Source organism: Candidatus Nitrosocosmicus sp. T (assembly GCF_054408485.1).
Genome location: NZ_CP166992.1, coordinates 871,734 through 898,175, shown reverse-complemented (window position 1 = coordinate 898,175; position 26,442 = coordinate 871,734). Strand labels below are relative to the sequence as shown.

Sequence of the window (26,442 nt, the reverse complement as noted above, 5' to 3'; positions counted from 1 at the left end):
ACTAGATCAACCTTCTACTACATATCGGTAATATACACTTTCACCCGCAGTAGAACTCTTCCTGGTTATTTTAATTACATCTCCAGGTTGAGCCTCTAATCCTTGAATGCCTTTATCAGAAGACATCATATAAGGAAATTGGCTGGGTTTAGAATTGAATTTCTTGAAAACAAGCTCAGCCTCATCTTTTGTTAGAATTTCATGTTTAGGTTGGTAAATATGATCAACTATTCTTATCTCTTTCTTCTCAGCTGACAATATACAATTCCCCCATACTAATTATTTGATCACATAATAACAAAATAAATGTCAAGTATCGAATAAAGCAGTAATCGAATATATATAATATTCCCTCAGACGGCATAAACCCCTGTAAAATAATCCGAAATTATATTATTTATCAATACTAGAATGAAGATTTCGATATTATAAAGTAAATGTAATTTCAGAAAAGCATAATTGGGAAATCACAACCCATAGATCTTTACAGGTAAGAAAATAACAAGACATGCAAGGAGACATATTGAATGTTAAAGCAAATCGATAGCGCAGAATTCTTATATCATATGATTAGACCTATACTAAATTATTGTGGAAGTATGGACCTGTGGTATTGATTGGAATTTGCCTGCTCGCGATGTCACTATGCATCGGAATATTAGGTTGCAGTAATTTTGGATTTAGAGATGCATTTGCTAGTTTGAATAATGCAGATAACACGACTATAGATACCCCTAAAAGTCAGGACAAAATTTTTGGAAACACATCCGCAAATGGAAATCCTATGGGTTTCCCGAATATAAAAAATGATATTTATTATCAAGTCAATATAGATAATGTTTTGAATCCAGTATCAATATCAACTGTAGGAGTTAGAATTAGCAACATACTTTATGATAATGATCAAAAGAGTATTACTCTTGTAATAACCCCAGGTCAAAGTAAATCAGATAGTGTAGTAATTGATCTGCCTCGGAGGATAATAGATTCGAGGATAGATGAAACAGATAAGAACTTTACAGTGTTAATAAATAATCAACCATCTAAATATCAGGAAATAGTAAACAAAAATAAATCAAATATATCATCTGAGGATTCTACTGTTGAAAATGAAACTAGAAAACTGGTAATAGAATTTGGAAAAGATGCAAAAGTGATCAAAATCATCGGTACAGAACTTAGTAATATAACTAGTCAAGATCAGTCTGGTTTAAACAATATATTGCAACAAATTATCCCGATTACAGTTAATAATAAAATTTATTACACCAGCATCGAACTAAAAGGCGGGAGCCTAAGTGATCTCCAACTACAATCAAAATCAGGAATTAATAAAACCCTAACCCTCGATATAACATCATATAACGAAAATGGGGAACTATCCATTGATCTGCCTCGGAGGATAATAGATTCGAGGATAGATGAAACAGATAAGAACTTTACAGTGTTAATAAATAATCAACCATCTAAATATCAGGAAATAGTAAACAAAAATAAATCAAATATATCATCTGAGGATTCTACTGTTGAAAATGAAACTAGAAAACTGGTAATAGAATTTGGAAAAGATGCAAAAGTGATCAAAATCATCGGTACAGAACTTAGTAATATAACTAGTCAAGATCAGTCTGGTTTAAGCATTTCTAAACCGAATGATATTCATGATGGTAACCAAAATCTATATTTCTTGATATCCGTGGTTTCATTCATCCTCGGGATAATTTTTACTATTGTTTATTTCCTGTATAGAAAGAGAAAGTTTCATATTAGAAAATAAGCAACATAAGACTGTTTACATGCTTTGGATGTAGGTAGAATTCAATATTATAACCCACGTCTATCCTGATCAATCAGTTTAGGATTGGAGATAACTGAAAAATCGAAGATAAATGCCCGATACTTGAGGTATGACCACCCTTCTCATTCGTGTCAAGGCGAGATAGAGATTTACTGTAATGAACCAATCGACATTATGTATCCACACTCGAATTCTTTTCAATTTACGTACTATAATAGGAGTCGATACTCAATCAATTGCAAGGTATACATGAGATAAAAATTATATTTCACTTAACATTCTACGAAAATTTTTTTAAATTAAAATATCTAATGTGATTTAGATCATCATAATTGGCACTCGACTATAATAAAATGATTGAAATTATTCTGGAAGAAAAGCAGGACCTAAATTTTGCGAAATTAAAGGAATTGATTGAAGAAAAAAAGACAAAGGTAGGTGCAGGGTATTTGACGGACCAAGGGGCATTATTCCTAGTGGCCGCAGATTTAGGTATTTCTTTGGAAAAAACCTCGAAATCAGAATATAGTATCAAAGAAATATTCGTTGGCGCCAGGGATGTGACTACTGTCGGTAGAATTATGACGATTAATCCAATCAAGATATTTTTGAAAAGGGATTCAAATCAGGAATCAAAGAACAGAACTATCCATATTTATGATAAGGATTCAAATATCAAAGTAAAGCTCTGGGATGATTTTGTAGATCTGCCCGAACAGATGGATTTAAAGCTTGGAGATTTGATTAAAGTATCAAAGGGTCAGGTCAAAGCCGGGATGGATAATAAACCTATTATCAACTTGAGCGGCCACGGGTCAATTGAAATTGTTTCAGAATACGAAAAATATCAAATTCCTTTACTCTCTGAGATTACAAAAACTATTGATGACCTAGATGTTCCGAAAGAAAATATGGTTATTTCTGGAAGAATTACTTCGGATCCGAGGATATCTGCATTCACCAACAGTAGAGGAGAACGTGCAAAATCCCTACACATGGAGTTATCAAATGATAGCGACACGAGGAAAATTCGATCCATAGTTTGGAATATTAATGAAGAAAAAGTCCCAAAGTCTTTGACTATAGGCTCAAAAATCAAATTGATCGGCGTGAAGACGAAACTAGGTAATCCTAATTTTAGTAATGGCGATTTAGAAATACATGGTGATGAGGGTACAGGGTTTGAATTTGTAGAGCAAATAGAACCTGTGGAGAACTACATACTGAGGATTATCTCCGCAAGGATCGATCAGTCAGAGAGGAAAATGCATTGTATGGCAATAGATAAGGCTACAAAGTCATATTTATTATTAATAGATAGTAAACTATTTAATATTCAAATTGAAACGGATGACGTGATTGAATGTTATCCTAATAGAGTTCTTGGAAATACAATCGAGATAACTGCTCAAGACTCCTACATACAGATTTTGAAGGAGGACAAAGATATACCAATGGCTGGACAGTTTGAAAGTAAAATAGTAGACATAGATAGCATGAACAAGCCGTATGTAGTGGAGGTCATTGTTCTTCAGAATCCAAATAAGATGGATGTTAACACTAAGAGTGGAGAAATAGTGACTGTTGCAGACACAATAGTAGGCGATGACACCGGAGAAATCAGATTAGTGGGTTGGAGAGAAAGTAGTAGTTTAGTAAGTGAACTCAAAATAGGTGAAAGGGTAAGAATTTTGGCAGTAAATGCATCGAGTGGAAAGGAAGGAAATATCGAGTTATCTCTTAAACCTTATTCAAATATTATGAAAATAAGTTAAGATTGGTATGATGGATCATGATTAATTAATGATCTTAAAATAAACAAGTTTCATCAATTGTCCCAAAATCCTCTAGTCATTACGTATTGTTTTTCAGCTTCATAGATTGTTTTCAACAAGTTCTCATCATCAGTATAATTACGTAAGATCCTAGCACAAGTATCAGCTCCGATTCCGTGACCTGATAACACAAAAATAGCCATTTTTCCAAAATTATTTATCAAAGAAGCTATTTTCCAAGCTCTATCAAATTTATGTTCTTCATCTTTTGAGAGTGAAGCCCCAGTAATTTTCCTACCAATGATGTTACCCAAATCACCATCCTTCCAAAAAGTAGCCGCAACTAGCTTGGATTTGCAGAATGGACAACCTAATTTGCTTGGTATATCCTTAGTTTCAAATACTCTCTCCCATTTACCGCATCTCATGCAAATTAACTTATGCTTTGTTTTGGTCAAGCGTTCCTTTACCAATTCTAATATTCCATTTTCTATACCAAGTGGGGCCGAAATTGATTTCTTAGAACGTAATAAGATAGGTTGAGCAAGTCCGGAAAATTGACGGGTGTCTACCCAATGCAAATTGATGACTCCAGATTTTATATCCTTAATTATTTGAGATGTCTTTTTTACATCATACTTATCGTGGACTAATTCTCTAATCGATTCCTTACTAAGCGAGGTCTTATAGTATCTATCATAAAGCATGCGGGCCACCCTTTTATCGTAAACGGACTCTTTTTTTATGAGTCCAAATCGCTTCGCAACACCCCATACTTTCCAATTGATATTATATGTTCCGCTAAAAGACGCTATTAATACTGATTCTACATCAAATTCATCATCAAACAATGAAAAAATATGATTCCGTCTTAATCTGATACTCACAGAACTCAATAATATCCTATATGGATCTGACCGAGTCTCAATTATATAACCAGTCTTTGATGAGAGGAATGTAGACAGTAATGAACCCAAGGTATTATTGATTTTTGAACCTAGAGTACTATGGATTACAATAATACTTTCGTTAGGTATAGTCTCAAAGACTAAATTTGAGGAATCTGGAATAATTTCCAGCGATTTTATATTCCTTGACACATTAGCAATTATCTTCGGATCTGTATCAGAGAAACTAACATCAATTTTTTTGCTTGAATTTTCTGACCTAATTTTTTTTCTTAATTTGCCCACCATCACCGCAGTTTCATAATCGACTGGTATCATTTCTCCTACCCAATATGGAACATTAATCGGAGCACCGCTTAGCGGTTCAACATGAACTTGAAGTTTTCCCTCATCTATTACCAATATTCTCCACTGTGAACCTTTTAGGACGAAGACGTTTCCCTTTTCTCCGTAATCTCCCACAAACTGTTGATCTAAGGTACCTATTCTCTTTTTTGATATCGAATCAATTACTTCGAACTTTACGATGTGTGGTATTGTGGAAACATTTTCATAATAGTATTTATAAGACTTTCCAGTCCTTGTAACATGTTTTTTTTCCACGTCTAATCGGATTAGAAAACTATTAGCGAGTATATTTATGCAATCAATGAAATCAAAATATGACAGTGATCTGAATAAGTGAGCAGATGAAAAGACTCCATATAATTTTTCCAAATTCAACTTTTCTCTAGTTTGTAACGTCATTCCGACTATGTTATGCGCCAACACATCAAGTGGACATTCGTGTGGAATTTGATCTTCAATAGATCCTTTTCTAACTCTTTGAATTATACCCAATGATTCTAAAAAATCATCATGATTATTTGTAATTATCAGTCCCTTAGCAGATGATCTCCGTGTATGCCTACTACGTCCAATCCTTTGTATTAATTTTGATACCTGTCTAGGGGATCCATAATGTATTACGAGATCAACCGATCCGATATCCAACCCCAATTCAAGAGAAGACGTACATACCACAATTCCGATAAAACCACTCCTCAAATAATTTTCAGTTTCCTCTCGAGCATCTCTTGATAGTGAACCGTGATGTACCTGAACTTGCAAATTACCCTGATTTTTGAGTACCGTACTCAAAAATTCAGATTCATCGCGAGTATTTGTAAATAACAAAACAGAAGAGTCTGAATGATTTTTAGATACATAGTCTAAAATAAAGGTAGAAACTTCTTTAATTGATCCTTCTATATGTTTAAGATCGATATCATATTTTCTCAGAGTTTTATCTACCAAAATTGCACATTTCCTATTTTTTCCTACCAAAAAACGAGATGTTTCAGCAAGGTTTCCAACAGTAGCTGAAACACCTATTCTACAAAAGCCAGTAGAAAAAAAAGTCAGACGTTCCAAGCACAACGACAGATAAGATCCTCGTTTGGAAGATATGATCTCGTGAATCTCATCAATGATAACCCATCTTACTGTTTTCAATAACTGACCCATCTTTTCATTAACTAGCATAATTGCCAAGGATTCCGGAGTGGTTATCAATATGTCTGGCGGATTTTGATAAATTTTTTTTCGTTTAGTATACGATGTATCGCCATGTCTTATATCGACTTTTAGATTTTCATTAGTTGCATACTTTATGATTCTTCTAAAAACATCATTATTTAATGAACGCTGAGGAGTAACATATAAACATCTTATACCTCTGTCATCAGCGGATTCCATACCTTTGTCATCTGCTAACATGGTAATTACTGGAATAATAGCAGATTCAGTTTTTCCAGAACCTGTCGGCGCTACCAGCAAAGAATCCCGCCCACGTACTAAAACCTTAAATGATTGATTCTGGATGGAAGTTAACTTTGAAAAAGATTCTTTTGAAAATTTATTTAATATATGTCGTTCTAATTGAGTGTAACTACTTTTCAACTTTATCAGGCTGTTGCTTTTGCTTAAATTTAGAACCCTTTCTATTAATTTTTTCTACTACTCGAGATTGTTCAGCAATATTGCCTTGACCCCTAAAGAAAAACTCATAAGCAAATATACAAATCAAAGCGACAACAAATATAATTATTGATGATGAAAAAATTAAATTGTCAAAATAATCAGCCATCCTTTGGACTAATAGATATTAGTAATCAGCTTATAAATATGTTAAAGAACAAAAGAGAAATAAAGAAATAGGTTTTTATATTCAAAAGTTCCTTGTTAATTGTTTTACTATTTGATTTTAATCAAAAACTGTGATTCAAATGTACTCGAGGTCCTTTGAATCGAGCCAGAACTTGCCTGAAAGTCAATCTGTAATGGCAACAATTTTACAGAATCTTCCTAAAGAATGTTCTTTGACCAAAATTGAATATGAGGGTCCTAGAATCGCTCTTCACACAAACAAACCTCAATTTTTACTCGAGAATAATAAAATATTGTCTAATATAGTTGGCCAGATTAAAAAGCGAATAGTATTAAGGATAGATGAAGATATTCGAATTGACGAGGGCGAAGTTCAAAAAGTAGCTGAAAAATATGTTTCTCAGGAATCAAACATAACAGATATATTGTTTGATCCTGCGTTGGGAGAAGCCACAATATTCGTAAAAAAAATATCCGAAGTAATAAAAGATGAAAAGATCATAAATAATATCACCTTAGAATCAGGGTGGAAAATATCATTTAAAAAGACCCCGAAAAACATGGTCACAATCAAGAATATTAACAAAATTATTAGAAATGTTTCTGACTATCGCATTCGATTTTATAAGAGAGTAGGTGAGAAAATATTTCGTGAAAAGTTAGATCCAAATATTGAGGCCAATTTGAACACTTTGGGAGGATTTGCAGAAATAGGTAGGTCGTCAATGATTTTGAGCACCAATGAAAGTAATGTTTTACTAGATTGTGGTATGAACATATATACTAAAGACCCTCTGTCTAGGTTTCCACGATTCGATTCAACTGGGACCAAGCTTTCTGAAATTGATGCTGTTTTGTTAACGCATGCTCATTTTGACCATACTGGATTTTTGCCTATGTTATTCAAGTATGGGTACAATGGTCCAGTGTATTGTACAGAGCCTACTGCGTACCTAATGTATATTCTATATAGAGAATACATAAAACATTACGGACCTGAAGCACACTATACGGACACGGAATTTGAAAAGGTTTTTTCGCATCTAATTCATCTGAATTATAATATCGTTACAGATGTTGCTCCGGATATTAAAGTTACACTTTACAATGCAGGACATATTATTGGTTCTTCGTCATTTCATCTCCATATAGGAAATGGAGATCATAATTTTGTGTATACTGGAGATATAAAATTTGGAAAAAGTTCGTATTTGGAAAATGCAGTATGGAACTTTCCCAGAGTAGAGACACTACTAATTGAAGGAACAAATGGTGGAAGAGAAGACTCCTATATGTCTCGGGAAGATGCGCAAGAAAAATTAATAGAAGTGCTCAATAAGGTAATCAACAATCAAAAATTAGCTTTGATGCCCGCTCAATTAATTGGAAGCTCCCAAGAATTACTGATTACTCTGGATATGCTGATTAAACAAAAAAAAATAATGAAATGCAAATTATATATTGAAAAGTTGGTAACCGAAATCAATTCTATACACGAATTCAACTTGGAATTCTTAAATCGAGAGTTACAGCAATCTATTATATCAAATGATTACAATCCCTTCCGTTCCAAAAATATAGCATCGATTACAGACATAAATACTCAAAAATTGGACTCAGGCGTCATCATTTATCCTTCTTCAATGTTAAATTGCAGCTCCTCGAAGGACTATTTAAAAAGAATATCAAATGATCCCGGAAATCTGATAATTTTCACATCGAAACCATCCGGTGTAACATTAGGGAAAGAGATCATAGATGGACAAAGGAAGATATCTTTAGACGAAGAAGACTTGGAATTAAGATGCCCTATTGAAACAATCTATTCATTTAATTCACATTCTGATTTTAATCAACTAAATGCATATATTTCAAGATTAAGACCGAAGCTTAGGAAAATATTGGTAAATCACGGTGAAAGATCAAAAGTGCAAAACTTTTGTGGTTATTCTAGTAAAGTCCATAACATTTCAACTCAATATTTACAAAATCAAGAAGCCATAAAATTATTGTAATTTAGTAATCAGTTATACTAGTCATCAAAGTGCGTCCGGGTTGTTTTGCCATATTTTTACTTCAGGAGGTGTAATTATAATACGTTCTTCACCCAACCTTGCTATATCTCCACCTAATATGGTAACGGATTTATAAAGATCTTCAACGACCACTTTTAACTCTCCGACATCTCTCTGCGCCAGCGGTGTTATTCTGATAATAATTATCATATTTTTTTTGATATCCCTTTTAATTTCAACAATATCTTTTGAATGACGAAGAGTAAAAGTCTTTAAATAAATAGGTCTTTCCCCAATTTTTTTTGTTTGCATTTTATCAGATATATAATTAATGTATAAACTACTTGATTAATATAAATATTGAAAGATATTAAAGTTAATATATAAGAGTATATTCAAATTCTGAAATCATCTACTTCATTTTTATTCAATGGTCGAGACGATAAGGTCCTAACTAATTTTTTTCTTCTATTAATCACTGAAACTTCGTACGTTTCTTCTACTTTCGTGTCAGAGTAACGCAAGGTAATTTGAATAGATAAATTCAATAGATATTTGTGTTTTCGCAGATCTGGATCGACATTTAACCTCAATATAGAGGAGGGACCTGGAACTATCACTGGCTGTATTAAATAGTCAGTATCATCGCTTAATGATTTTATCATTTCATTCTCAGTATGGTTCCGTCCTACAATCAGTTTTGAGAAGGAGCTTAATCTGAAATGCCTGCCTATTTTCAGGAGTTCCACATCGTTGATACTTGGCTCTGGAACAGAAAATTTGAACAGATCCCTAGCTCTTTTCGAAAACTGAGGATCCGTTAAAAGGCATCCACCAGCAGAGTTAGGAGGATCTGAGATTTCATATTTATCGGCTAAATATAGCTGATCTTTTCTGGAACGTCCTCGTATGGATCCAAGCATTGAACGATTTATTAATCCATTATTTTCAGGGTTTGTTAAGGGCAACAACCGTGCAGACAATGGTCGTAGCACTTTTCCCTCCATCTGTGTTCCTTTTTCAATTACAGACAGAGCATTTGAATTTTGACTCATGGGTCTCTGATGAAGGACCTCACCGGTAATGATAAAGTCTGCTCCAATTTCTTGCATGTGTTTCTTTGCTTCATCGTACATCATCATTCTACAGTCTATACAAGGATTCATCCCAGAACCATAGCCATGTTTAGGATTCTTTAACATGTTAAGATATTCCTTTCCTAAGTAAACAGTTTTTAACTTTATGTCTAGTTCAGAGGCAACTTCTAGAACCTTATGTCCACACCCTTTCCCACAATCAAAATCGCAGAACGGTGTCTTAATTGCAACTGCCTCTACCTCAATACCTTGTTCCTTCACCATCCTAACTGCCAAGTGACTGTCTAGACCACCCGATAATAACGCTACTGCCTTAGTTTTTTTCTTGTCAACAGTATCTTTGGTTTTATGGTTAAGTAGTTCTTTATTTTCCTCCGATGTTGATTTCATTGAATTTGATTTGAACATTATGTCTCGAATTGTATATAGTTGCTTAGTGGCATCTTTATACTTAGCTGTCTTTGAAGTTAAACGTGAGATCTTTTTGATTTTCAGAAACATAATTCAAAAACATTAGAATTTTTTTTTTGAGCTGTTTTAGCGTACCTGATATAGACACAATCATCAATTCTAATTCAATAAGGCTAAGAGATATCAACATGCTAGTCAAAGATTCCAATCGGCATTTTAATATGACGATTGAATTAGGAATATCGCTAATCTCGATAATTCGGATATTGGCATTACTGTAATCAATTGATCCAAATAATCCCAAATATCTAGTAGATAGTTCTTCTAGAATACCAGGTTTATTTGAGGATGAGCGACTAGATAGATAAATGCCAATATAACGGTATTTTTTTTTAGATAGGGTCATAGATTAAACCCCTTTTTTTACGAGACAACCATTGGTTTAGGTCAGACCAATACTCAGTAGAAGAAACTTCCAATTTATCAAGGAGAGAATTGATTATGCGCAAAGAAATTAGCTCATAGATATTTTTTGCACCGCTGGAGAGTATTAACTGATGTCCATATCTTTTACAGAGACCATAAAAATATTTCACAAATGAAAACCATCTGCCTAGATCTGAGATATTTAAATATCTTAATTTTGATAGCATAAATTCAAATCCAATGTTCTTGCCCGCTAATTTCCTCAAAAGATTCTTAGAATTAAAAAAATCACTCATTGTCAAGATATCTGTATTACCATATGTATTGTCAAGATTTCCTTGGAAATTTTGGTAGTACAAATAGAAATAGTTATTTTTGGTAGTAATGAGACCTTGTTTCGTATTTTGAATCCTCAATACCAGAGAGTCCTTCTCATTAGCTAGCAATCTATTATCATAAATTCCTATTACATCTATGGAAAAGAATTTTTTTATGAACGATACTGTCTTATCCGGAAAAGAAAAACCAACGGAGAGGTCAATAATGTTTCTATTTGTGGACAACAGTAATCAGTTTATTTTTCAAATTTTCCTTTCTTTTTGAATACCACTCTGACGGCATCCGTATCAGAAAGGAGAAGATTTCCTAAACAAAGGTTTTGTTTATCTAGTCGAACATATACAGAGCCTTTTTCATCATGGTTGTTTTTCAAATAATTATCAAAATCCTCGGATCCATAGTTAATTCTTAGCTGGTTACAAAGGTCGTCATATAGTCGATCTATATCGAATGATGTAGTTATATTTAGTCGCATTATTGGATTCTTCCAATGCCCCTCAGTTTTCACCCAATCGATGGTAACTACATTGGTAGAGAGTTTAAAACTTTCCAAAGTGTGATTCAATATTTTGTTTTCATCCTCCGTTGCATGAACTAATATAGATATATCTACGAATGAAAACAATTCAAAAAATGAAGATATACTAAGTATCTTCTTCTTTGTTTAATTCTTCTTTGTGAACATTTACAACCTCCTCTTCTGTAGAAACTTCAGAGTTAGCTTCTGTAGAAACTTCAGAGTTAGCTTCTGCAATGGAACCTTCCGAATCTATTTTATCCCCATCGACCTTTAGAGGAGATGAAAGAAGCTTAGTTTTTTTTACACCCGCATGGCGGATGAGAGCTATCTTCTTTGCGACGTCCATCATATCGGAACTCATTTTTCCCATAGTCACCTCTTTTACAAATTCATCAAGAGATAGCATGGGAATTTTTTCAGCCAACAATGTGGCCATAGATAGTCTGATTTCATGTTTTTTTGCTGAATTTATTCTTCTCTGACTAAAAGCTGTAGCGGATACCCTAAAAACATAACCATCAGATGTTGTATATTCATTAACAAAATTTATCATAGAGCTGCCCCGTCGGATGAGACTCCTCAAAAACTCTTTTGCATATTCATGTCCTTTAAATATCGTAGAAGCCATTCCAGAATTTATCCTATCAATCTGAACAAAAATCTTAGTTTGATGTTGGGTTGGATCTTGCTTAAGCACATCATATAATGTATTTTCAATTACCCTTCCTTTTGCATTGTTAACATCGGAAATTGGAATATAATTTAGAGGGACTCTGTCAAATGCGGGCGGAGCATTCACTATAATCCATTGTTTATCTCTCCATTTATCACGAACCCTGCCCCCTCGTCTGGAACCTTTTGCCATATGCAGGCAATCCTTGAATCCAAAATATAAGTTATACTAACTCTAAAAATTTTAGGCAATCCATTTCAGTTTGGAACATGTTTCAAACTCGGGTATAAATCGAATATCAAACTTAAATCGCACCATAAACTCTATTTATCTAGTTGGAATAACCTTAGTTATCTATTTGGCTCATCAACTTAAGATGAATCCTAACTGCGCAGTTACACAGGACTATACAAACAAATTAATAAACACGATAGAAAATACATATGACGAATTTTCATGTCTCAGATCCTAAGTTTAGGGTACGATAGTATGACTAAAATGATGATTCTCCTATCCGTGTCAATAACGCTAATTTCATTTCTTTGTTTTTCAATGGTTTACAGCTATTCATATGCAGTGGAACCTACAATGGAACAACAAATGACAAATCCAATTTTGGAATTTGAAAAGTGGAATTGCGGCGTTGAGAGTCCACCAAACTCCAATTATTTCGTAACAGAATTCAAGATCCCAGAGCTATGTAGTATCCCCATAGCTATTACTTATGATAAAACAGACAACAAAGTATGGTTTATTTCCACCAGAAATGGTACTTTATTTGGATTTGATCCATTGAAGCAGATATTTGAATCGTATATGTTACCTTTCTGGTATTCAAGAGATCTTCCTGCGGGAAACTCTTGGAGTTGGGATATAAAACTAGATAACACAATGAATAGCCTCTGGTTCACGGATGAAAAATTAAATTCACTATGGAAGTTTGATAAAATAGAAAAGAAATTCTATAACTATCCCATTCCTTTTCATTCAGAGTTTTTCTCTACCTCTTATCCAATATCAATGGGTTTTGAAGATAATAACAGCATGTATTTTATTGGAATAAGATCGCTCTCTTTGTGGCATGGTCAAATAGATAAAATGATAAATGGAACCTCAGAAGGACTCAAAGAGATACCAATTCCGCTTAAGGATGTTTTTCAAAATATTCCATCCTATGAAACAGGATTGGGGTCATTGGCAGTCGATAAGGAAAACAATAGTATTTGGATTACAGCTTTAGCGTTTGAAAAAAAAGGTGTCTTAATCAGGTACGATATAACGGAAAATAAATTTGACATCTATGAATTACCGAAGCACATTAAATCTCCTACTGGTATAGCAATAGATCCCCAGGGTAAGGTCTGGATAACAGATCATGCCACTAGTTCATTTTACAAAATTTCTCCCCCAGGGAACTCTAATAAAATTACCAGTCAGAATATAGAACATGTTGTAACATCACCGCTGTCGTCAAGAATAATAGGAATTGATTATTACGATATTTCAAACAAGTCGGTAAATCTTCACAACAGTACCTTACCTTATTGGATAAAGACTACCGAAGATAACTCGATTTGGACTAACGAACACGTTGGAAACAAAATTGGGAGATTTGTCCCAGACAACGATACTTTAATAGAATATTGGATTCCAAGTCAAAATATACATTATTCTATATGCGATCCGATCAATAGTAGCAAACAATGTGGTTATTCTAACGTGTTACAGTTTGACGTATCTACAGATGTCTCCAATTTCTCGGCGGGCATTGGATCGGGCGTCTGGTTTACCGAACAATCAGAAAACAAGATTGGTTTTATTGATTTGGATAAAGTTATTCCCATATCTCTATCCGTTAATCCTAAAGTAATTAGTCTCCACAATGGTAATTATAGTACAGAAAGGATAGAACTATCGGTTAATAATATTGACTCAAGTTTAGATTTCTATAAACAAAAAGAATTGTTTACTAATAATAGCACCATCTCCTTCAAGCCAATAATTTCAGGGACATTTGAACCCAAAGGAGACTTATTGGGTCTAAATGTAACTTTTGATCCTGAAATTTTTGAGATTAAATCTCAGCAAATAATCGAAAATAAAACAATTAACTTAGGAAAAATAGATATCACTCTGAGAGAAACTCAATACATATCCCCAGGAAATTACTCCTTGATGATAGGACTTGAAGGACAGGATTTTTCTATCTTAAAGAAAGTACAACTACAAATATTAGATTGATGGCCTTACCCAATTTCATCATGGAATAATTTAAGCGTCTGCCGCACATCTAAAACCTGAAAAAAGTATCCGCTCATGAGGCTTGAAATAGTTCCTGTAGCTATTATGTATTTGTTCTTTTGGAGTGGCAAAGCTTCCGCCACGAAGTACCTTTTGATTGATTGCCCATTTATCGGTATACTCTTCGAACCTAGATTGAAAGCCAGGATATAACATGTATTCAGAAGAGGTCCATTCCCATACATCACCCATCATTTGATAGCATCCATAGTGACTCTTGCCTTTTGGGTGGCAGCCTGCTTCCGTAGGATGCCAAATATAAGAATCTAGCAGATTGGCGTGCTCATTTGTTATGGGAGCATTTCCCCACGGATAAATAGTTTTTGAGTTAGAATTGCTATCCCATGATGCAGCTTTTTCCCATTCGGCCTCAGTTGGCAACCTCTTTCTGGCCCATTTACAAAAAGCATCGGCCTCATAATAACTCAAATTCACAACCGGTTCATCCATTAGAATTTCCTGAGTGCCTCTAAAATCCTTTTTGGTCCACTTATTTTCATCCTTGTCGAATACCCAATATAGAGGTGAATTCCAATTTTCAGATAATACTATTTCCCAGCCATCCGCCAACCAATATCGATAATTTTGATATCCGCCTGCTTCAATGAACTCAACAAATTCCCGGTTTGTGACTAATTTATTATCTATCTTGTAATTATTCAAATATACTTTGTTTTCAGGTAACTCATTATCATAACAAAATTCTTCACCATTATAGCCTAGTGAGAATAAACCTCCTTCAATACGGACCATTTCTTCTGGAACATGTTCCCTGACAATATAGGGATTAAATATTATTGGAACATAGTTATCGGAGTCATCAAGGAATCGATTATAATAGTGCTGAAAATCATAAATCATTAGCTCTTGATGTTGCCTTTCATGATTAATTGCGGTATAAATGTCTAAAGTTAATCGGTCTGAATAGTCTTTTGAGTTATTACTCGTCAATTTTATAAAGTCTATAAATAGTTTCTCGATTTCCTTCCTATACTTGATGGTTTGCATAACGGTGGGCCTAGGATACTTCCCTCTATCACTTTTCTTGAGAATAGAACCGTACTTTTGATAATAAGAATTCAAATAGGATAGATTAAAATCTTCATAATTAGTGATATAACTTTTAGAATATTTCTCCAAAATCTTGTGAAAAAACCATGTCACGTGTGCTATGTGCCAATTAGGCGGGCTTCCGAAATCGCTCGACTGCATCACTGCATCCTCAATATCCAAAGGAGAAAATAATTCCAAAGTTCTATTTCTCACATCCATGAACTCCTTGATCATACTATCGATTTGCAACGAGGTTTGCATACTATATTTTGATATAATAAAGTATTTTAACATAATTTACATGTTTGCGCGATCTCGTAACATCAAAGTTGAAATATCCAATAATATTATAGTAGTGTACTGATATAGATTGGAAAACAGTGAATCACAACCATCCGGAATAGAACAAATTTCACAAGGTGACAATGGTCAAAGAAGATTTCCCAATAGGAGAAATGAAAATGGAGGCGGTAATGGCAATGGAGGCGGTAGCTACAACAGATTTTTTAAGCCATCCCCAGTAAATGCAGGAGAAGAACACGAGATTGATATAGAATCCATGAGTAAAAGAGGAGATGCAGGTGTAGGAAGGATTCAGGGACTAGTTATTTTCGTTCCGAATACAAAAGTAGGAGACAAAGTCAAAGTTAAGATTACCCGAGTAGGAAGAGGTTATGCCACAGCAGATTTGGTAGAAGCTAAAGCAGAAGAATAATCTCAAAAAAACTTTTCTAGTTTTTTTCCCAAACTTTCTCAATTATTTATAAATAAATGAGTTACCGTTTGACTCATGTAATGCAGTTACCTAGGAAGGTAATAATAGGAAATAACATATTAAAGAACTCTGGAGAGTTCATCAAAGATAGTGACCAGAATATTAATAAAATCGCGATCATAACTGGTATAAATGTCAAAAATAAAATAGCAGGAATAATAGAGGATAGTTTAGCTCAAAGCAATCTCCAGTATGAATGGATAATTGCGAAAGAAGCATCGTTTCAACAAGTCGACTCGCTTACAAATATTCTAAAAGATAGGAACATCTCCATCATCATGGGTTTGGGAGGAGGTAGATGCATAGACCTAGGAAAAATGATAGCGACCAGATTGAAAGTTTCATTCATCAGTATTCCTACATCAGCCTCACATGATGGAATTTCAAGTCCTTTTGTTTCGCTTAAGGGAAATGACAGACCTTATTCTATAAAGGCGGATACCCCAGTAGAGATAATAGGAGATTTAGACATTATTTCAAGTGCCCCCTACAGGCTAATTGCCAGTGGATGCGGAGATTTAATTGCCAAGACAACCGCCATAAAGGATTGGGAGCTAGCAAGAGACTACAAGAACGAGTACTATGGCGAGTATGCAGCAAAGTTAGCTTATTTAGGATCAAGAATGATTATAGATATTTCAAAGAAGATTAGGAAAAGCCAAATTACTATTGAAGTTACAAGGACCATAGTTGAAGGACTAATAAGTTCGGGTGTAGCCGCTGGTATAGCCGGAAGTAGCAGACCGTGTTCAGGGTCAGAGCACCTCTTTAGCCATGCCCTAGAATACATAGCTGAAAATAAATGTGGATTACATGGTGAAAGGGTAGGGATTGGAACCATCATTATGGCTAAATTGCACAATTTAGACTGGTTGGAAATTAGGGAAGCATTGAAAAGAATTGGTGCACCCACAACTTCGAAGGAAATAGACGTAGACAAAGATCAACTAGTGGAAGCTTTACTACTCGCAAAGAAAATTCGACCTGAAAGGTATACCATCTTGAATAGGCTTGAGATTAGTCCGTCAAGCTATAAAGACATTCTACATGAATTAGGGATTTTAGATTGAAAAAACAAATCTGTATTGCAGAGCAACCACAAAAATAAAGTTATGGTTCCTCCTTTTTAGTTTTAGGACTGACATCAGTGGTCTTATCCTCGATCTCGATATCATCTTTTTTATCCTTTTCATCTCCATCATTAATAGCATCTTTGTCTGGAATAGAAGCAGTATTTTCTTCTTCTGAGGGCTTCTCAGAGCTTGCAGCAGAGTTAGGATACTTCTCCAAAAATATGACAGATTTCAAGGAAGGGATAAATTTAAAAATATCTGTCGAGATTCCCCTTTTGATAATTTGAATACCCTCAATCAAGAACGTACTTTCAGGTAGAGATATTTCTAAATCATTTTCTTTATTTTCATATTTAACCTCTGTCAAGTCTATTGGCAAACGTCGTCTAATTAGGTTTGAAATTTTTTCATTGTCATCTTCCAATTTTTTTACAATATTTGCGGAATAGACAAGAGTCCTACCTGCATATTTATGGTTAAAATCAACCTGTACTCGTCCAGATCCAATAAAACGTATAATTCCGATTCGGTCGTCTAATTCTATTACATCCCCGATGCTTACTTCGTTTGCTTTTTCACCCAATTTACGTAACGGGATCATTCGGACTTTAGAAGGATCTCGTTCCCCAAAAGCCTTGTCAGGTGGAATTTCAATATTTAATGGTGTATCGATACTGGATTCTAGTAATGCTTCATCTAAGCCTTTTAATACCCAGCCTTCCCCTACACCTAATAATCGTGGTTCATATTTTTTATTTGGATCATAATCGGGATTATTTTTAACATCATCCGCTCTAGTTGTCTCAAAAATCTCATTAGTATCTTTAATCTTAGCAGTATAATCAAGTAGAATAAGAGAACCTTTCTCCAATGTCATAAAATTCGCTATTAATTTTCCCTATATTAAGTTTGACAATAAAACAAAAAGGATATTTTATAATTTTGCAATTGCTTTGTTGATTGCACCTGACGGGACTTCGATGTTCATCATTCGTAAAGCAGATTCTATGGCAGACAGTGTCCTAACCACATGATATTTATTAACTTCCCCCATTGATCCGATTCTAAAAACTCTACCTTTGAGATTTCCAAACCCACCTGCGATTAGAATCTTAAACTCATTGGATAAAAGATCTCTGAATTTCTTGTCATCTATCCCGGGTAAATAATTAACAGCAATAACGACGTTACTGCGTGCATCTAGTTTTGCATAGGGAGTCAACCCCATCGCTCCCAAACCCTCGTAGAAGGCTTCCGCACATCTTTTATGTCGCTCAATCCTGTTTGCTAATCCCTCTTCAAATATCAGATTAAGGGCTTCATTATATGCATAACACAATGGTAATGCAGGAGTAAAAGGTGTTTCATAATGTTCTTGATAATATTTGAAATATCTCTTGAGATTAAAATAGAGAATCGGTGCAGAATTTTCCTGTATATACTTCTTAGCCTTTGGACTAACTGAGATTGGAGAAACTCCAGGAGGAGCAGCTATGGCCTTTTGAGATGCTGTAAGGCATAAATCGATATTCCATTTATCCACTGGCAATTCATCACCACCTAATATAGACACAGAATCAGCAATGAAGAAACAATCATTTCTAGAGCACAGATCACCTAACTTGTCCATATACCTAATTGTTGTCCCTGTGGAAGTTTCATTATAAACTGCATATAATGCCTTGATATCCTTGTGTTCATCAAAAACTTGTTCAAATTTTTCGAATGGAGGGTTCTCACCAAATGGCGATTCTATCCTTATAGATTTTCCCCCCCAACTATCAATTAAATCTGCCAATCTGGTACTAAATTCACCGTTTACTGGAATAACCACCTTATCATCTTTTTTTATGAGATTTACTACCGATGCCTCTACTGCCCCAGTACCGGAGGAAGACAATAAAACTATATCACTTTGTGTCTGAAATAGCTTTTGAGTTTTTTCTATTATCGATCTATATAATATTCTAAAATCTTCACTTCTATGATTAATTATGGGAGCTAACATAGCATTCATGACTCTATTGGGAACATTGGTCGGTCCTGGCAACATTACTAGATATTCCATGGCAACTTTCAAAATTACAGGAAGCCTACCCGTTATTTATAAGTAATTCATTTGCTTTGGTCATACAGGAGGAGAGGTAATTGAACCAACATAAGACTAGGCGAGAGAAATTAATCAAACTCATGACTGCTCAAAGGCAAAAAGAAGAGGCTACTGAAAGTATGGCCATGATTCTCGACAAGCCTGAAGACATTTTCTATTTTACAGGTTTTTGGGGAGAAGGTATCTTGGTGATATTTGATACTTTAAGTTCAAAGCTAATAGTCCCAAAACTGGAGTATATGCGAGCTTTAAGAATGTCCAAGCAATGCGATGTGATATCATCAGACAGAGGCAAAACCTTAACAGATTCTTTATCGAATCAATTAAAGGAAAATAGCATTGTCTTCTATAGTAATAATGATAATAATATCATTAAAGAACTGGTTAAAAAAATAGGTAGAAGGAACCGGGTAGTTGGCTATAATCCGGTAGAAGAACTTAGAGAGATAAAAGATACGCACGAAATTGAAAATATTAAGAAAGCTTCTAAAATAATTGATAAACTTTTTGAAGTTGCAATCAAAGAAATTAAAGTAAATAGGTCGGAGGAAGAAATTCAGGCTATACTTGTGTATGAAGCCATGAAAATGGGTGCGAAATTTCCTTTTTATCAGTTTACCTCTAACCCACTAATAGTCGCTAGCGGACCGCAATCCTCGTTTCCACATGCGGAGACATCCAAAAGAACTATCAAGAAGGATGAATTCATAGTGTTAGATATTACTTTAAGTTATGATCATTATGTTTCTGATGCAACAAGAACATTTGGAATAGGAAGAATATCTAACAAGATGAAGAGCGTTTATGATATTGTAAAAGTTGCACAGGAAAAAGGAATTAGACGATTAACAGAAACTGATAATTTCGCGTTAGTTGATGCAGCCTGCAGAGATACAATTCAAAAGCAAGGTTTTGGAGAATATTTTATTCACTCAACTGGTCACGGGATTGGCTTAGAGGTCCACGAATTACCTTGGATAAGACCCAAAATAACAAGTCGTATCCAAGAAAATATGACGATAACCATAGAACCAGGCGTATACATTGAAAATAAGTTTGGGGTAAGAATAGAGGACAGTTTATGTATAGTTAGAAGGAAGGATGGAAACATTAGACAAAATTTTGATGCCACAAATTTTCATTCCTTTAACAAAGACTTGATTATCCTCTGAATTCCTGTTATGGAAGTAACGAAAACAAATAAAGAGGTCTAAATACCATCAAGAAAAATGTAATTGGGGATGAAGTAATTAGCTGCTCCAGTCTGAGTATCACAATGATGACCCTGCGACGAACTGACCCAATAAATCGGATCAATACGAAGTAAATGCAAAGTTCATCAGTCAGTAGTTTTATGGTAAAAAATAGTTAGAAATGGAGTCAAGTTATCTATCTTAATATGCTATCATAGACAGTTCCTACCCAGTAGATTAAAACGGTCTATCTTTGATGCAAACATCTAGATTTGCCCATCCTTTTTCTTATTCTGCTTAGAAATAGTCGAATAGGTTTCTAAACAAAAAATCAATATGTGGGATTGCATTGCAAGGTTAATTTAGTATTTTATTATTCAGTGTTTATGATTGAAAAATCGCAGTGGTCTTCATGAATTTAGTATTTGAATTTTGATTTGGAACTACCTATTTAATCAGAGAAAATATATCATGTGATTAGTCACTCAGAGTGACTCTTTTGTTTAAAATCTTCTCAGCATCTTTGGCTTGAGTAATTCAGGATGCTCCCTTAAATATCCAATTTTCTCTAAAATATTTTGCTTGTCTTTAGGGAGTGTACCACCAATAGAGTATACATTCGAAGCATGATTCGCCCTAAAAATCATAGAGTCACTCACACTTATACCCTTAATTAAACTGTACAATTCATCCAATACATCCTTATCATCAAGTGGGATGAATGGTTCTTTGAACTTTATATAAAACTCCTTTTCTATCTCAGGTTCCATATAAAGAGTTAAAGCTCCTACATAATCTGGCTCTATTTCGTTTATTATTTTGGCAGTATCTTCTGCATGCACCTTAGAATAAGATTTTCCTCCTAGACCAAGTATTATCATACATGATAAAATAAATCCAGTGTCCTTGGCTTTTTTACAGCTATCTACAATCATTTTAGATGTTGCACCTTTTGTTACTTTTTTAAGGACTGCATTATTCCCGCTCTCGATACCTAGATAAACCATATCTAGACCGGCTCTTTTTAATGATGTCAATTCATCTTGCGATTTTTCCAATAAATTCTTAGGCATGGAGTAGCTTGATATCCTTTCCAATTTGTTAAATTTTTTTCGAATCGTAGAGAGAATACGAATCAATTTGGTAGTTTCCAAGTTTAGTGCATCACCGTCTGCCAGGAAGACCCGCTTGGTCTCTGGATAATAACTAGCCATCAAATCAATTTCCTTTTCAATCTCATCAATAGATCGTTCGGAATACTCCTTTGTTCTGTACATATTACAGAATGAACATTTATTGAAAGAGCATCCCAACGTTACTTGAAAAATTAAAGATTGTGATTCAGAAGGTGGTCGATATAAAGGATAATCATAAACTAATTCCATCAGTTAAGATGCAATGAACCACAATAAATAACTTAAGTTCGATTAAAGGTTTAGATCAAATTTTCAGATTTGTTATTTTGATATTCCCATATCACAGATTCTGCTTATCCAAAACATATTCTAAATCAGTATTTAAGACATTTATATGAAAAAGGCGCGTTAATGCTAGAACTACCTCTTATTTGTGTTATATAAAAGTAGTTCATGCTTGGTGCAGTCCTAACGTCTCCTCATTTTTAGATCTAAATAATAAAGTTGCAATATTTTATGAAATTTTTATAATCAAAAATTGAAAGTGTAAAAAAGAGTTAAGGATAAATTGCTAATTTCCCTTGAACAAATTCATTAGCATATCCAATGGATTCTTGGAGTCTGTTGCATTTGTTTCATTTCCGCTTGTTGTAGCATTGTCTGCAGCTTGTCCAGCTTCACTTGCTGTATTATTTGCGGCTTGACTTGCACCTTCTGTTGCATTACCAGCTGCTTCGCCAGTTTCATTTGCTGCTCCGCTTAAACCTTCTGTTGCATTACCAGCTGCTTCGCCAGTTTCATTTGCTGCTCCGCTTAAACCTTCTGTTGCATTACCAGCTGCTTCGCCAGTTTCATTTGCTGCTCCGCTTAAACCTTCTGTTGCATTACCAGCTGCTTCGCCAGTTTCATTTGCTGCTCCGCTTAAACCTTCTGTTGCATTACTACCAACTTCACTCAAGGTTTCTGTTGCGTTACCAAGTCCTTCACCGGTTTCATCTAGTACTCCACCTATACTGTCACCAATTTGTTCACCTAAAGATTGAGCATTCACAGATTGTGTGAAATAATTTCCACCGCTTCCGGCTAATAAAGAGATAATTCCTGCAAAAACGAACATCCCTGCTGCATACTTAACAAAATTCATTATAAAGTAATAGTAGAGGGTTGTTTTTAAAATTTACATATAATATTTTTATAGAAAAATAACTAATTTGTATATTATCATTCAATTATACCTAATTTTTTACCATAATTTTGATATTAAATTGTATTTATTGAAAATAATATCTAGTTAAATTAATTTAGAAAAATTAATGAGGTTTGATCTCCCCGGGTGCAAAGAATTGAATCGCTATGCTCAGTATATAGAGTCCAACGAGAAGTATTCCAAAACGAATGCCGATGTATCTTTTAAACATCGGAATTAAGGCAACCACTGTGATTGAAGTAGCAAGCATCATCTGAAACCATAACATCTCGCTATTGGGAATGGTAGTAAAGAACCCACCATGATACATAGCAGCTATGATTGCCACACCCAATAAGAGAGAATTATTTAGTATTTTTGAGCCAAGGACGTTAGCAATTGCTATCGCAGCACCTGCAGCTCCCTTCCTGGCTAATATCATCATAGAAATTTTTTCGGGCATTTCTCCTGCAATAGGACTAATAATGACTGCTAAAACAATAGTTGAGACTCCAATATCCTCAGAAAAGGTCTGAAGAGAATTAATAAATGGACCAGCAGCGACCAAAATACCAATAGTACCTGCGACGAAAGCCAAAATGGCTTTTGTCATATCATTCTTATTAGTTAGAACATGAACTGGAGTAGAAACTGATTTACCTTCCACAGTTTGAACAACAGCGGGTTCATTTATCTTTTGTTCTCTCTTCATTTCGATATATGCTATGAGTATATATGCTACAAACATCCCAACAAAAATGAATCCATCTATATAATTATATCCGTCAAGCAATAGCATTGCACTGATTAAAGCAGAAACCAACAAGAACACTTTATCAATCTTGAAGGTGCTGACATCGATTCTCTTTAAGGGCGCTTTTGATAACCTTGTAGTTGCAATTAGTAACATTAATGCTAGACCAAGAGTCATCATCAAGATATTACTTCCAAGCCCTGCACCTATTGCAACCTCATAAAGGCCAACAGATGCGGCATAAATGACAATTGCTATTTCCGGAAGTGTCGTAGCAACACTCAACAAGGTCCTACCTACAAACTTCGCTCCGAGTCTAGTCGACAAATGCTCTGCACCATATGATAGCACCCAGCTTGCCAAGATAAGCGCTCCCAGCCAGGCAATCATTGCTAGAAAATTCTCAATATTCAAAAGCGTTAAGGTTTATCTCTAAACAGCATATAAATTTAATATCTTGTCTAAGCTATTTGATGATTAGAAGACCCAAATTAGTGCAGTAAAATCAAATTAAACAGTATGTTAAAGAACGTTATGTATTTTGCAAGTAGCAATATTAACAAATATAAAGAAATAGAGAACTTACTTTCAACTAGAAAAAAAACAATTAAGATTGAATTCAAAAAAATGGAACTAAAAGAAATTCAATCTGATAGTTTAGCTGAAGTGGCAGAAGACAAAGTTCAACAAGCATTCAAGATTTATCAAAAGGAAGTATTTGTCGAAGATGACGGTCTTTTCATAGAAACACTAAATGGTTTCCCCGCTGTTTACTCTTCATATATAAGTAAAACAATTGGAAATAGAGGGATTATTGACCTGCTTGGCAATAAAATAAACAGAAATGCGAGTTTCAAGTCAATAATAGCATTCTATGATGGTCAGAAAATAAAATCATTTACCGGTGAAATAAAAGGCAAAATTTCCTTTCACCTTACAAAAGGAGGCTGGGGATTCGATCCGATCTTCGTCCCTGAAAATTCTGAAGTAACCTTTGGTCAAATGGATTTGGAAATGAAAAATAAAATTTCACATAGAAAGGCTGCTTTAGATAAATTTGTAAAATGGTATTTAAACTCAACCCTAAAATGATCATAAGTTCTATTCTACGGGTAAGTTTCTATCCATCTAGAAATAAATCGATCCTTATTTTGTAAAACAACAATTCGAGATACTATACTTTCATCCATTATAGAGTAGTTTCCCAGGTGGGTTTTCAATCCCTTGGCAAATGACCTTATCTCATCCATCTCCAACATATTTGATTCTTCTAATCGGTTTGTAGACATTCCAATATGCATATATGATTTCAATTCAATAAAATGTGGATTGGCTATCTTCACTAATTTAGCAAAATCCTTAATAAACGTATGATCGTCGTTAAAATCTCGAATTAAGGTAAAGCGTAAGACTGTGCGGGTGTTTACGCCGGACATAAAATCGAGACTTTGAAGCCATCTCTCCCATGCATTTCTATGCTTTGGTCCATTTATTTTATAAAACATATTTTTATTCGAAGCGTTAGTGGACAGATAGATTTGAGTAGGTAATGCATTTTCACTGGCCAATCTATATAACATTGCAGGTTCTTGACCATTAGTTACCAAAAATATTGACTTTGTAGCCTTCAGATTGGACAAGTATTTTATTAGCTCAGGTAATTTAGGATACATGGTTGGTTCCCCTGAAAGAGAAACTGCATAATGTTCTGGAAAAAGAGATTCATCCAATTTGGAGATGTTAACTCCAGTCTTTCCATAATATCCGACAATTAATTTTCGTCGTTCCTCCAAAAGGTTTTGGACAATTATTTCAGGATCATCAACTAAATGTACAGGCATCTCTAATGTATCATAAAATTCGGTTGGTCTCCAACAATAAATGCATCTATTCTCACAATTAAGAGCTGTAGGAGTCATTTCCATACATCTATGAGTTGATATTCCATAAAATTTGTGCTTATAACAAGACCCCCCATCAGAAAATGATTTTTTTGTCCAATGGCATAATTCTACGGCTGAATGATTAAATACACCGTATTTGGCCTTTTTCAATTTTAGCTTGACAGCGGGTGTAATCTGGATAAGATCAGTATCGGTACTGCTGTGAGAATATATTTCGCCTGAGCAGCTCATCTTTATAGTGGATAACTGTAGAAATATAAGTTTTGTACAGTCAAAGAACTTGATGTATAATTTTTACCAGGTATTGAGAGTTAAAACAATTATATATAAATAATTGATATAAAATTTTGATTCAATTAGTGGCCTTCGTAGTATAGCCTGGTTAGTATAGGCGGCTGTGGATTTCACTTAGCTTCTAAAAGAATACAGAAACCGCTTGAGGAGGGTTCAAATCCCTCCGAAGGCCCCTTAGGTTTAATTATGTATTTTTCTTAAACAGATATCAATTTTACGATTATGCCATCCCCTTTAAGTAATTACATAGGAATAAACCTTAATTCATCTATTATTGTAGGCACCTCTATGGCTCGACCCAATTTCAGTCCACAGTAAAGGAAATTATGAAAGCACCCTGTCAATATACCATGCAATAATAATTTGAAAACAGGATACTTTATCAAACAGAAATAATCCCTCTATTAAAAGTTTATCTTAAATAGTGTCATACATATTCTATTTGTAAACTACAGGTAGAAACAAGAAAAAGGTTATAATTGAATAAAGAACATATTTGCGTTCTCCTAAAAATTAATATCTTAAAGTCTTTTACTAGCATATTAATTCAAAT

The 26,442-nt window shown here is 34.4% G+C and carries 24 protein-coding genes and 1 tRNA gene; 9 read left to right on the top strand and 16 right to left on the bottom strand.

The window, feature by feature from the left end; genetic code table 11:
* Window positions 1-6 precede the first annotated feature (6 nt).
* On the bottom strand, window positions 7-258 hold the full coding sequence (locus AB0A59_RS04655) for a DNA-directed RNA polymerase subunit H (RefSeq protein ID WP_196815457.1): 252 nt from the start codon (window positions 256-258) through the stop codon (window positions 7-9).
* 379 nt (window positions 259-637) lie between these two features.
* On the opposite strand from AB0A59_RS04655, the gene AB0A59_RS04650 reads away from it, so the two are divergent.
* Both AB0A59_RS04650 and AB0A59_RS04645 read left to right on the top strand, forming a co-directional pair.
* Window positions 638-1,777, top strand: coding sequence for a hypothetical protein (locus AB0A59_RS04650; protein ID WP_458746896.1), 1,140 nt, complete (start codon window positions 638-640; stop codon window positions 1,775-1,777).
* A gap of 353 nt (window positions 1,778-2,130) precedes the next feature.
* Window positions 2,131-3,573, top strand: coding sequence for a hypothetical protein (locus AB0A59_RS04645; protein WP_458746895.1), 1,443 nt, complete (start codon window positions 2,131-2,133; stop codon window positions 3,571-3,573).
* Window positions 3,574-3,626: 53 nt separating this feature from the next.
* Here the strand turns inward: AB0A59_RS04645 and AB0A59_RS04640 are convergent, their stop codons facing one another.
* Both AB0A59_RS04640 and AB0A59_RS04635 read right to left on the bottom strand, forming a co-directional pair.
* A complete protein-coding gene (locus AB0A59_RS04640) occupies window positions 3,627-6,422 on the bottom strand; it encodes a DEAD/DEAH box helicase (RefSeq protein ID WP_458746893.1) in 2,796 nt (931 codons plus the stop codon).
* On the bottom strand, window positions 6,412-6,609 hold the full coding sequence (locus AB0A59_RS04635) for a hypothetical protein (protein WP_458746891.1): 198 nt from the start codon (window positions 6,607-6,609) through the stop codon (window positions 6,412-6,414). The genes AB0A59_RS04640 and AB0A59_RS04635 overlap by 11 nt, the downstream gene beginning before the upstream one ends.
* 172 nt (window positions 6,610-6,781) lie before the next feature.
* Between AB0A59_RS04635 and AB0A59_RS04630 the strand changes: the two genes are divergently transcribed.
* Entirely contained in the window at window positions 6,782-8,644 is a 1,863-nt protein-coding gene (locus AB0A59_RS04630) for a beta-CASP ribonuclease aCPSF1 (protein ID WP_458746890.1), read from the top strand.
* A 24-nt stretch (window positions 8,645-8,668) separates the two neighbouring features.
* Here AB0A59_RS04630 and sepF read toward each other — a convergent pair whose 3' ends face one another.
* From sepF to AB0A59_RS04600, 6 genes are all read right to left on the bottom strand, one after another.
* Entirely contained in the window at window positions 8,669-8,956 is a 288-nt protein-coding gene (gene sepF, locus AB0A59_RS04625) for a cell division protein SepF (protein ID WP_458746888.1), read from the bottom strand.
* Between the two features lie 83 nt (window positions 8,957-9,039).
* Entirely contained in the window at window positions 9,040-10,149 is a 1,110-nt protein-coding gene (locus tag AB0A59_RS04620) for a tRNA (5-methylaminomethyl-2-thiouridylate)-methyltransferase (RefSeq protein WP_458746886.1), read from the bottom strand.
* 43 nt (window positions 10,150-10,192) lie between these two features.
* On the bottom strand, window positions 10,193-10,558 hold the full coding sequence (locus AB0A59_RS04615; RefSeq protein ID WP_458746884.1) for an Rpp14/Pop5 family protein: 366 nt from the start codon (window positions 10,556-10,558) through the stop codon (window positions 10,193-10,195).
* The gene (locus AB0A59_RS04610; RefSeq protein ID WP_458746883.1) at window positions 10,545-11,141 is read right to left on the bottom strand and encodes a PHP domain-containing protein; all 597 of its coding nucleotides are present in this window, start codon (window positions 11,139-11,141) and stop codon (window positions 10,545-10,547) included. Before AB0A59_RS04610 ends, AB0A59_RS04615 begins: the two co-directional genes overlap by 14 nt.
* Before the next feature lie 11 nt (window positions 11,142-11,152).
* Window positions 11,153-11,542: an RNA-binding domain-containing protein gene (locus AB0A59_RS04605; protein WP_458746881.1), complete on the bottom strand. Its 390-nt coding sequence runs from the start codon at window positions 11,540-11,542 to the stop codon at window positions 11,153-11,155.
* Window positions 11,543-11,561: 19 nt separating this feature from the next.
* A complete protein-coding gene (locus AB0A59_RS04600; RefSeq protein WP_458746879.1) occupies window positions 11,562-12,302 on the bottom strand; it encodes a 30S ribosomal protein S3ae in 741 nt (246 codons plus the stop codon).
* Between the two features lie 264 nt (window positions 12,303-12,566).
* Here AB0A59_RS04600 and AB0A59_RS04595 point away from each other — a divergent pair, with 264 nt between their 5' ends.
* Window positions 12,567-14,351 (top strand): Vgb family protein, encoded by a 1,785-nt coding sequence (locus AB0A59_RS04595; protein WP_458746877.1) that lies wholly within the window; start codon window positions 12,567-12,569, stop codon window positions 14,349-14,351.
* Between the two features lie 30 nt (window positions 14,352-14,381).
* On the opposite strand, the gene egtB is transcribed toward AB0A59_RS04595, so the two are convergent.
* Window positions 14,382-15,698 carry an ergothioneine biosynthesis protein EgtB gene (gene egtB / locus AB0A59_RS04590; protein WP_458747559.1) on the bottom strand — a complete coding sequence of 439 codons (1,317 nt, stop codon included), beginning with the start codon at window positions 15,696-15,698 and terminating at the stop codon, window positions 14,382-14,384.
* A 136-nt stretch (window positions 15,699-15,834) separates the two neighbouring features.
* Here egtB and AB0A59_RS04585 point away from each other — a divergent pair, with 136 nt between their 5' ends.
* The gene (locus AB0A59_RS04585) at window positions 15,835-16,179 is read left to right on the top strand and encodes a TRAM domain-containing protein (protein WP_458746875.1); all 345 of its coding nucleotides are present in this window, start codon (window positions 15,835-15,837) and stop codon (window positions 16,177-16,179) included.
* Window positions 16,180-16,259: 80 nt separating this feature from the next.
* On the top strand, window positions 16,260-17,309 hold the full coding sequence (locus AB0A59_RS04580; protein ID WP_458746873.1) for a sn-glycerol-1-phosphate dehydrogenase: 1,050 nt from the start codon (window positions 16,260-16,262) through the stop codon (window positions 17,307-17,309).
* Window positions 17,310-17,349: 40 nt separating this feature from the next.
* On the opposite strand, the gene AB0A59_RS04575 is transcribed toward AB0A59_RS04580, so the two are convergent.
* Window positions 17,350-18,189 (bottom strand): FKBP-type peptidyl-prolyl cis-trans isomerase, encoded by an 840-nt coding sequence (locus AB0A59_RS04575; protein ID WP_458746871.1) that lies wholly within the window; start codon window positions 18,187-18,189, stop codon window positions 17,350-17,352.
* Between the two features lie 57 nt (window positions 18,190-18,246).
* Complete coding sequence (locus AB0A59_RS04570) at window positions 18,247-19,380, bottom strand: pyridoxal-phosphate-dependent aminotransferase family protein (RefSeq protein WP_458747558.1); 1,134 nt, start codon at window positions 19,378-19,380, stop codon at window positions 18,247-18,249.
* An 80-nt stretch (window positions 19,381-19,460) separates the two neighbouring features.
* Between AB0A59_RS04570 and AB0A59_RS04565 the strand changes: the two genes are divergently transcribed.
* Window positions 19,461-20,594, top strand: a complete 1,134-nt coding sequence (locus tag AB0A59_RS04565) for a M24 family metallopeptidase (RefSeq protein ID WP_458746869.1) — start codon at window positions 19,461-19,463, stop codon at window positions 20,592-20,594.
* Between the two features lie 524 nt (window positions 20,595-21,118).
* Here the strand turns inward: AB0A59_RS04565 and AB0A59_RS04560 are convergent.
* The 3 genes from AB0A59_RS04560 to AB0A59_RS04550 all read right to left on the bottom strand — a co-directional run bounded on the left by AB0A59_RS04560 (window position 21,119) and on the right by AB0A59_RS04550 (window position 24,105).
* A complete protein-coding gene (locus AB0A59_RS04560; RefSeq protein WP_458746867.1) occupies window positions 21,119-22,000 on the bottom strand; it encodes a radical SAM protein in 882 nt (293 codons plus the stop codon).
* 322 nt (window positions 22,001-22,322) lie between these two features.
* The gene (locus AB0A59_RS04555; RefSeq protein ID WP_458746865.1) at window positions 22,323-22,895 is read right to left on the bottom strand and encodes a hypothetical protein; all 573 of its coding nucleotides are present in this window, start codon (window positions 22,893-22,895) and stop codon (window positions 22,323-22,325) included.
* A 166-nt stretch (window positions 22,896-23,061) separates the two neighbouring features.
* Window positions 23,062-24,105 (bottom strand): sodium:calcium antiporter, encoded by a 1,044-nt coding sequence (locus AB0A59_RS04550; RefSeq protein WP_458746863.1) that lies wholly within the window; start codon window positions 24,103-24,105, stop codon window positions 23,062-23,064.
* Window positions 24,106-24,210: 105 nt separating this feature from the next.
* Between AB0A59_RS04550 and rdgB the strand changes: the two genes are divergently transcribed.
* Entirely contained in the window at window positions 24,211-24,783 is a 573-nt protein-coding gene (gene rdgB, locus AB0A59_RS04545; RefSeq protein ID WP_458746862.1) for an RdgB/HAM1 family non-canonical purine NTP pyrophosphatase, read from the top strand.
* A 14-nt stretch (window positions 24,784-24,797) separates the two neighbouring features.
* On the opposite strand, the gene twy1 is transcribed toward rdgB, so the two are convergent.
* Entirely contained in the window at window positions 24,798-25,826 is a 1,029-nt protein-coding gene (gene twy1 / locus AB0A59_RS04540) for a 4-demethylwyosine synthase TYW1 (protein ID WP_458746860.1), read from the bottom strand.
* Window positions 25,827-25,957: 131 nt separating this feature from the next.
* On the opposite strand from twy1, the gene AB0A59_RS04535 reads away from it, so the two are divergent.
* Window positions 25,958-26,061 (top strand) — tRNA-His (locus AB0A59_RS04535).
* Window positions 26,062-26,442 lie beyond the last annotated feature (381 nt).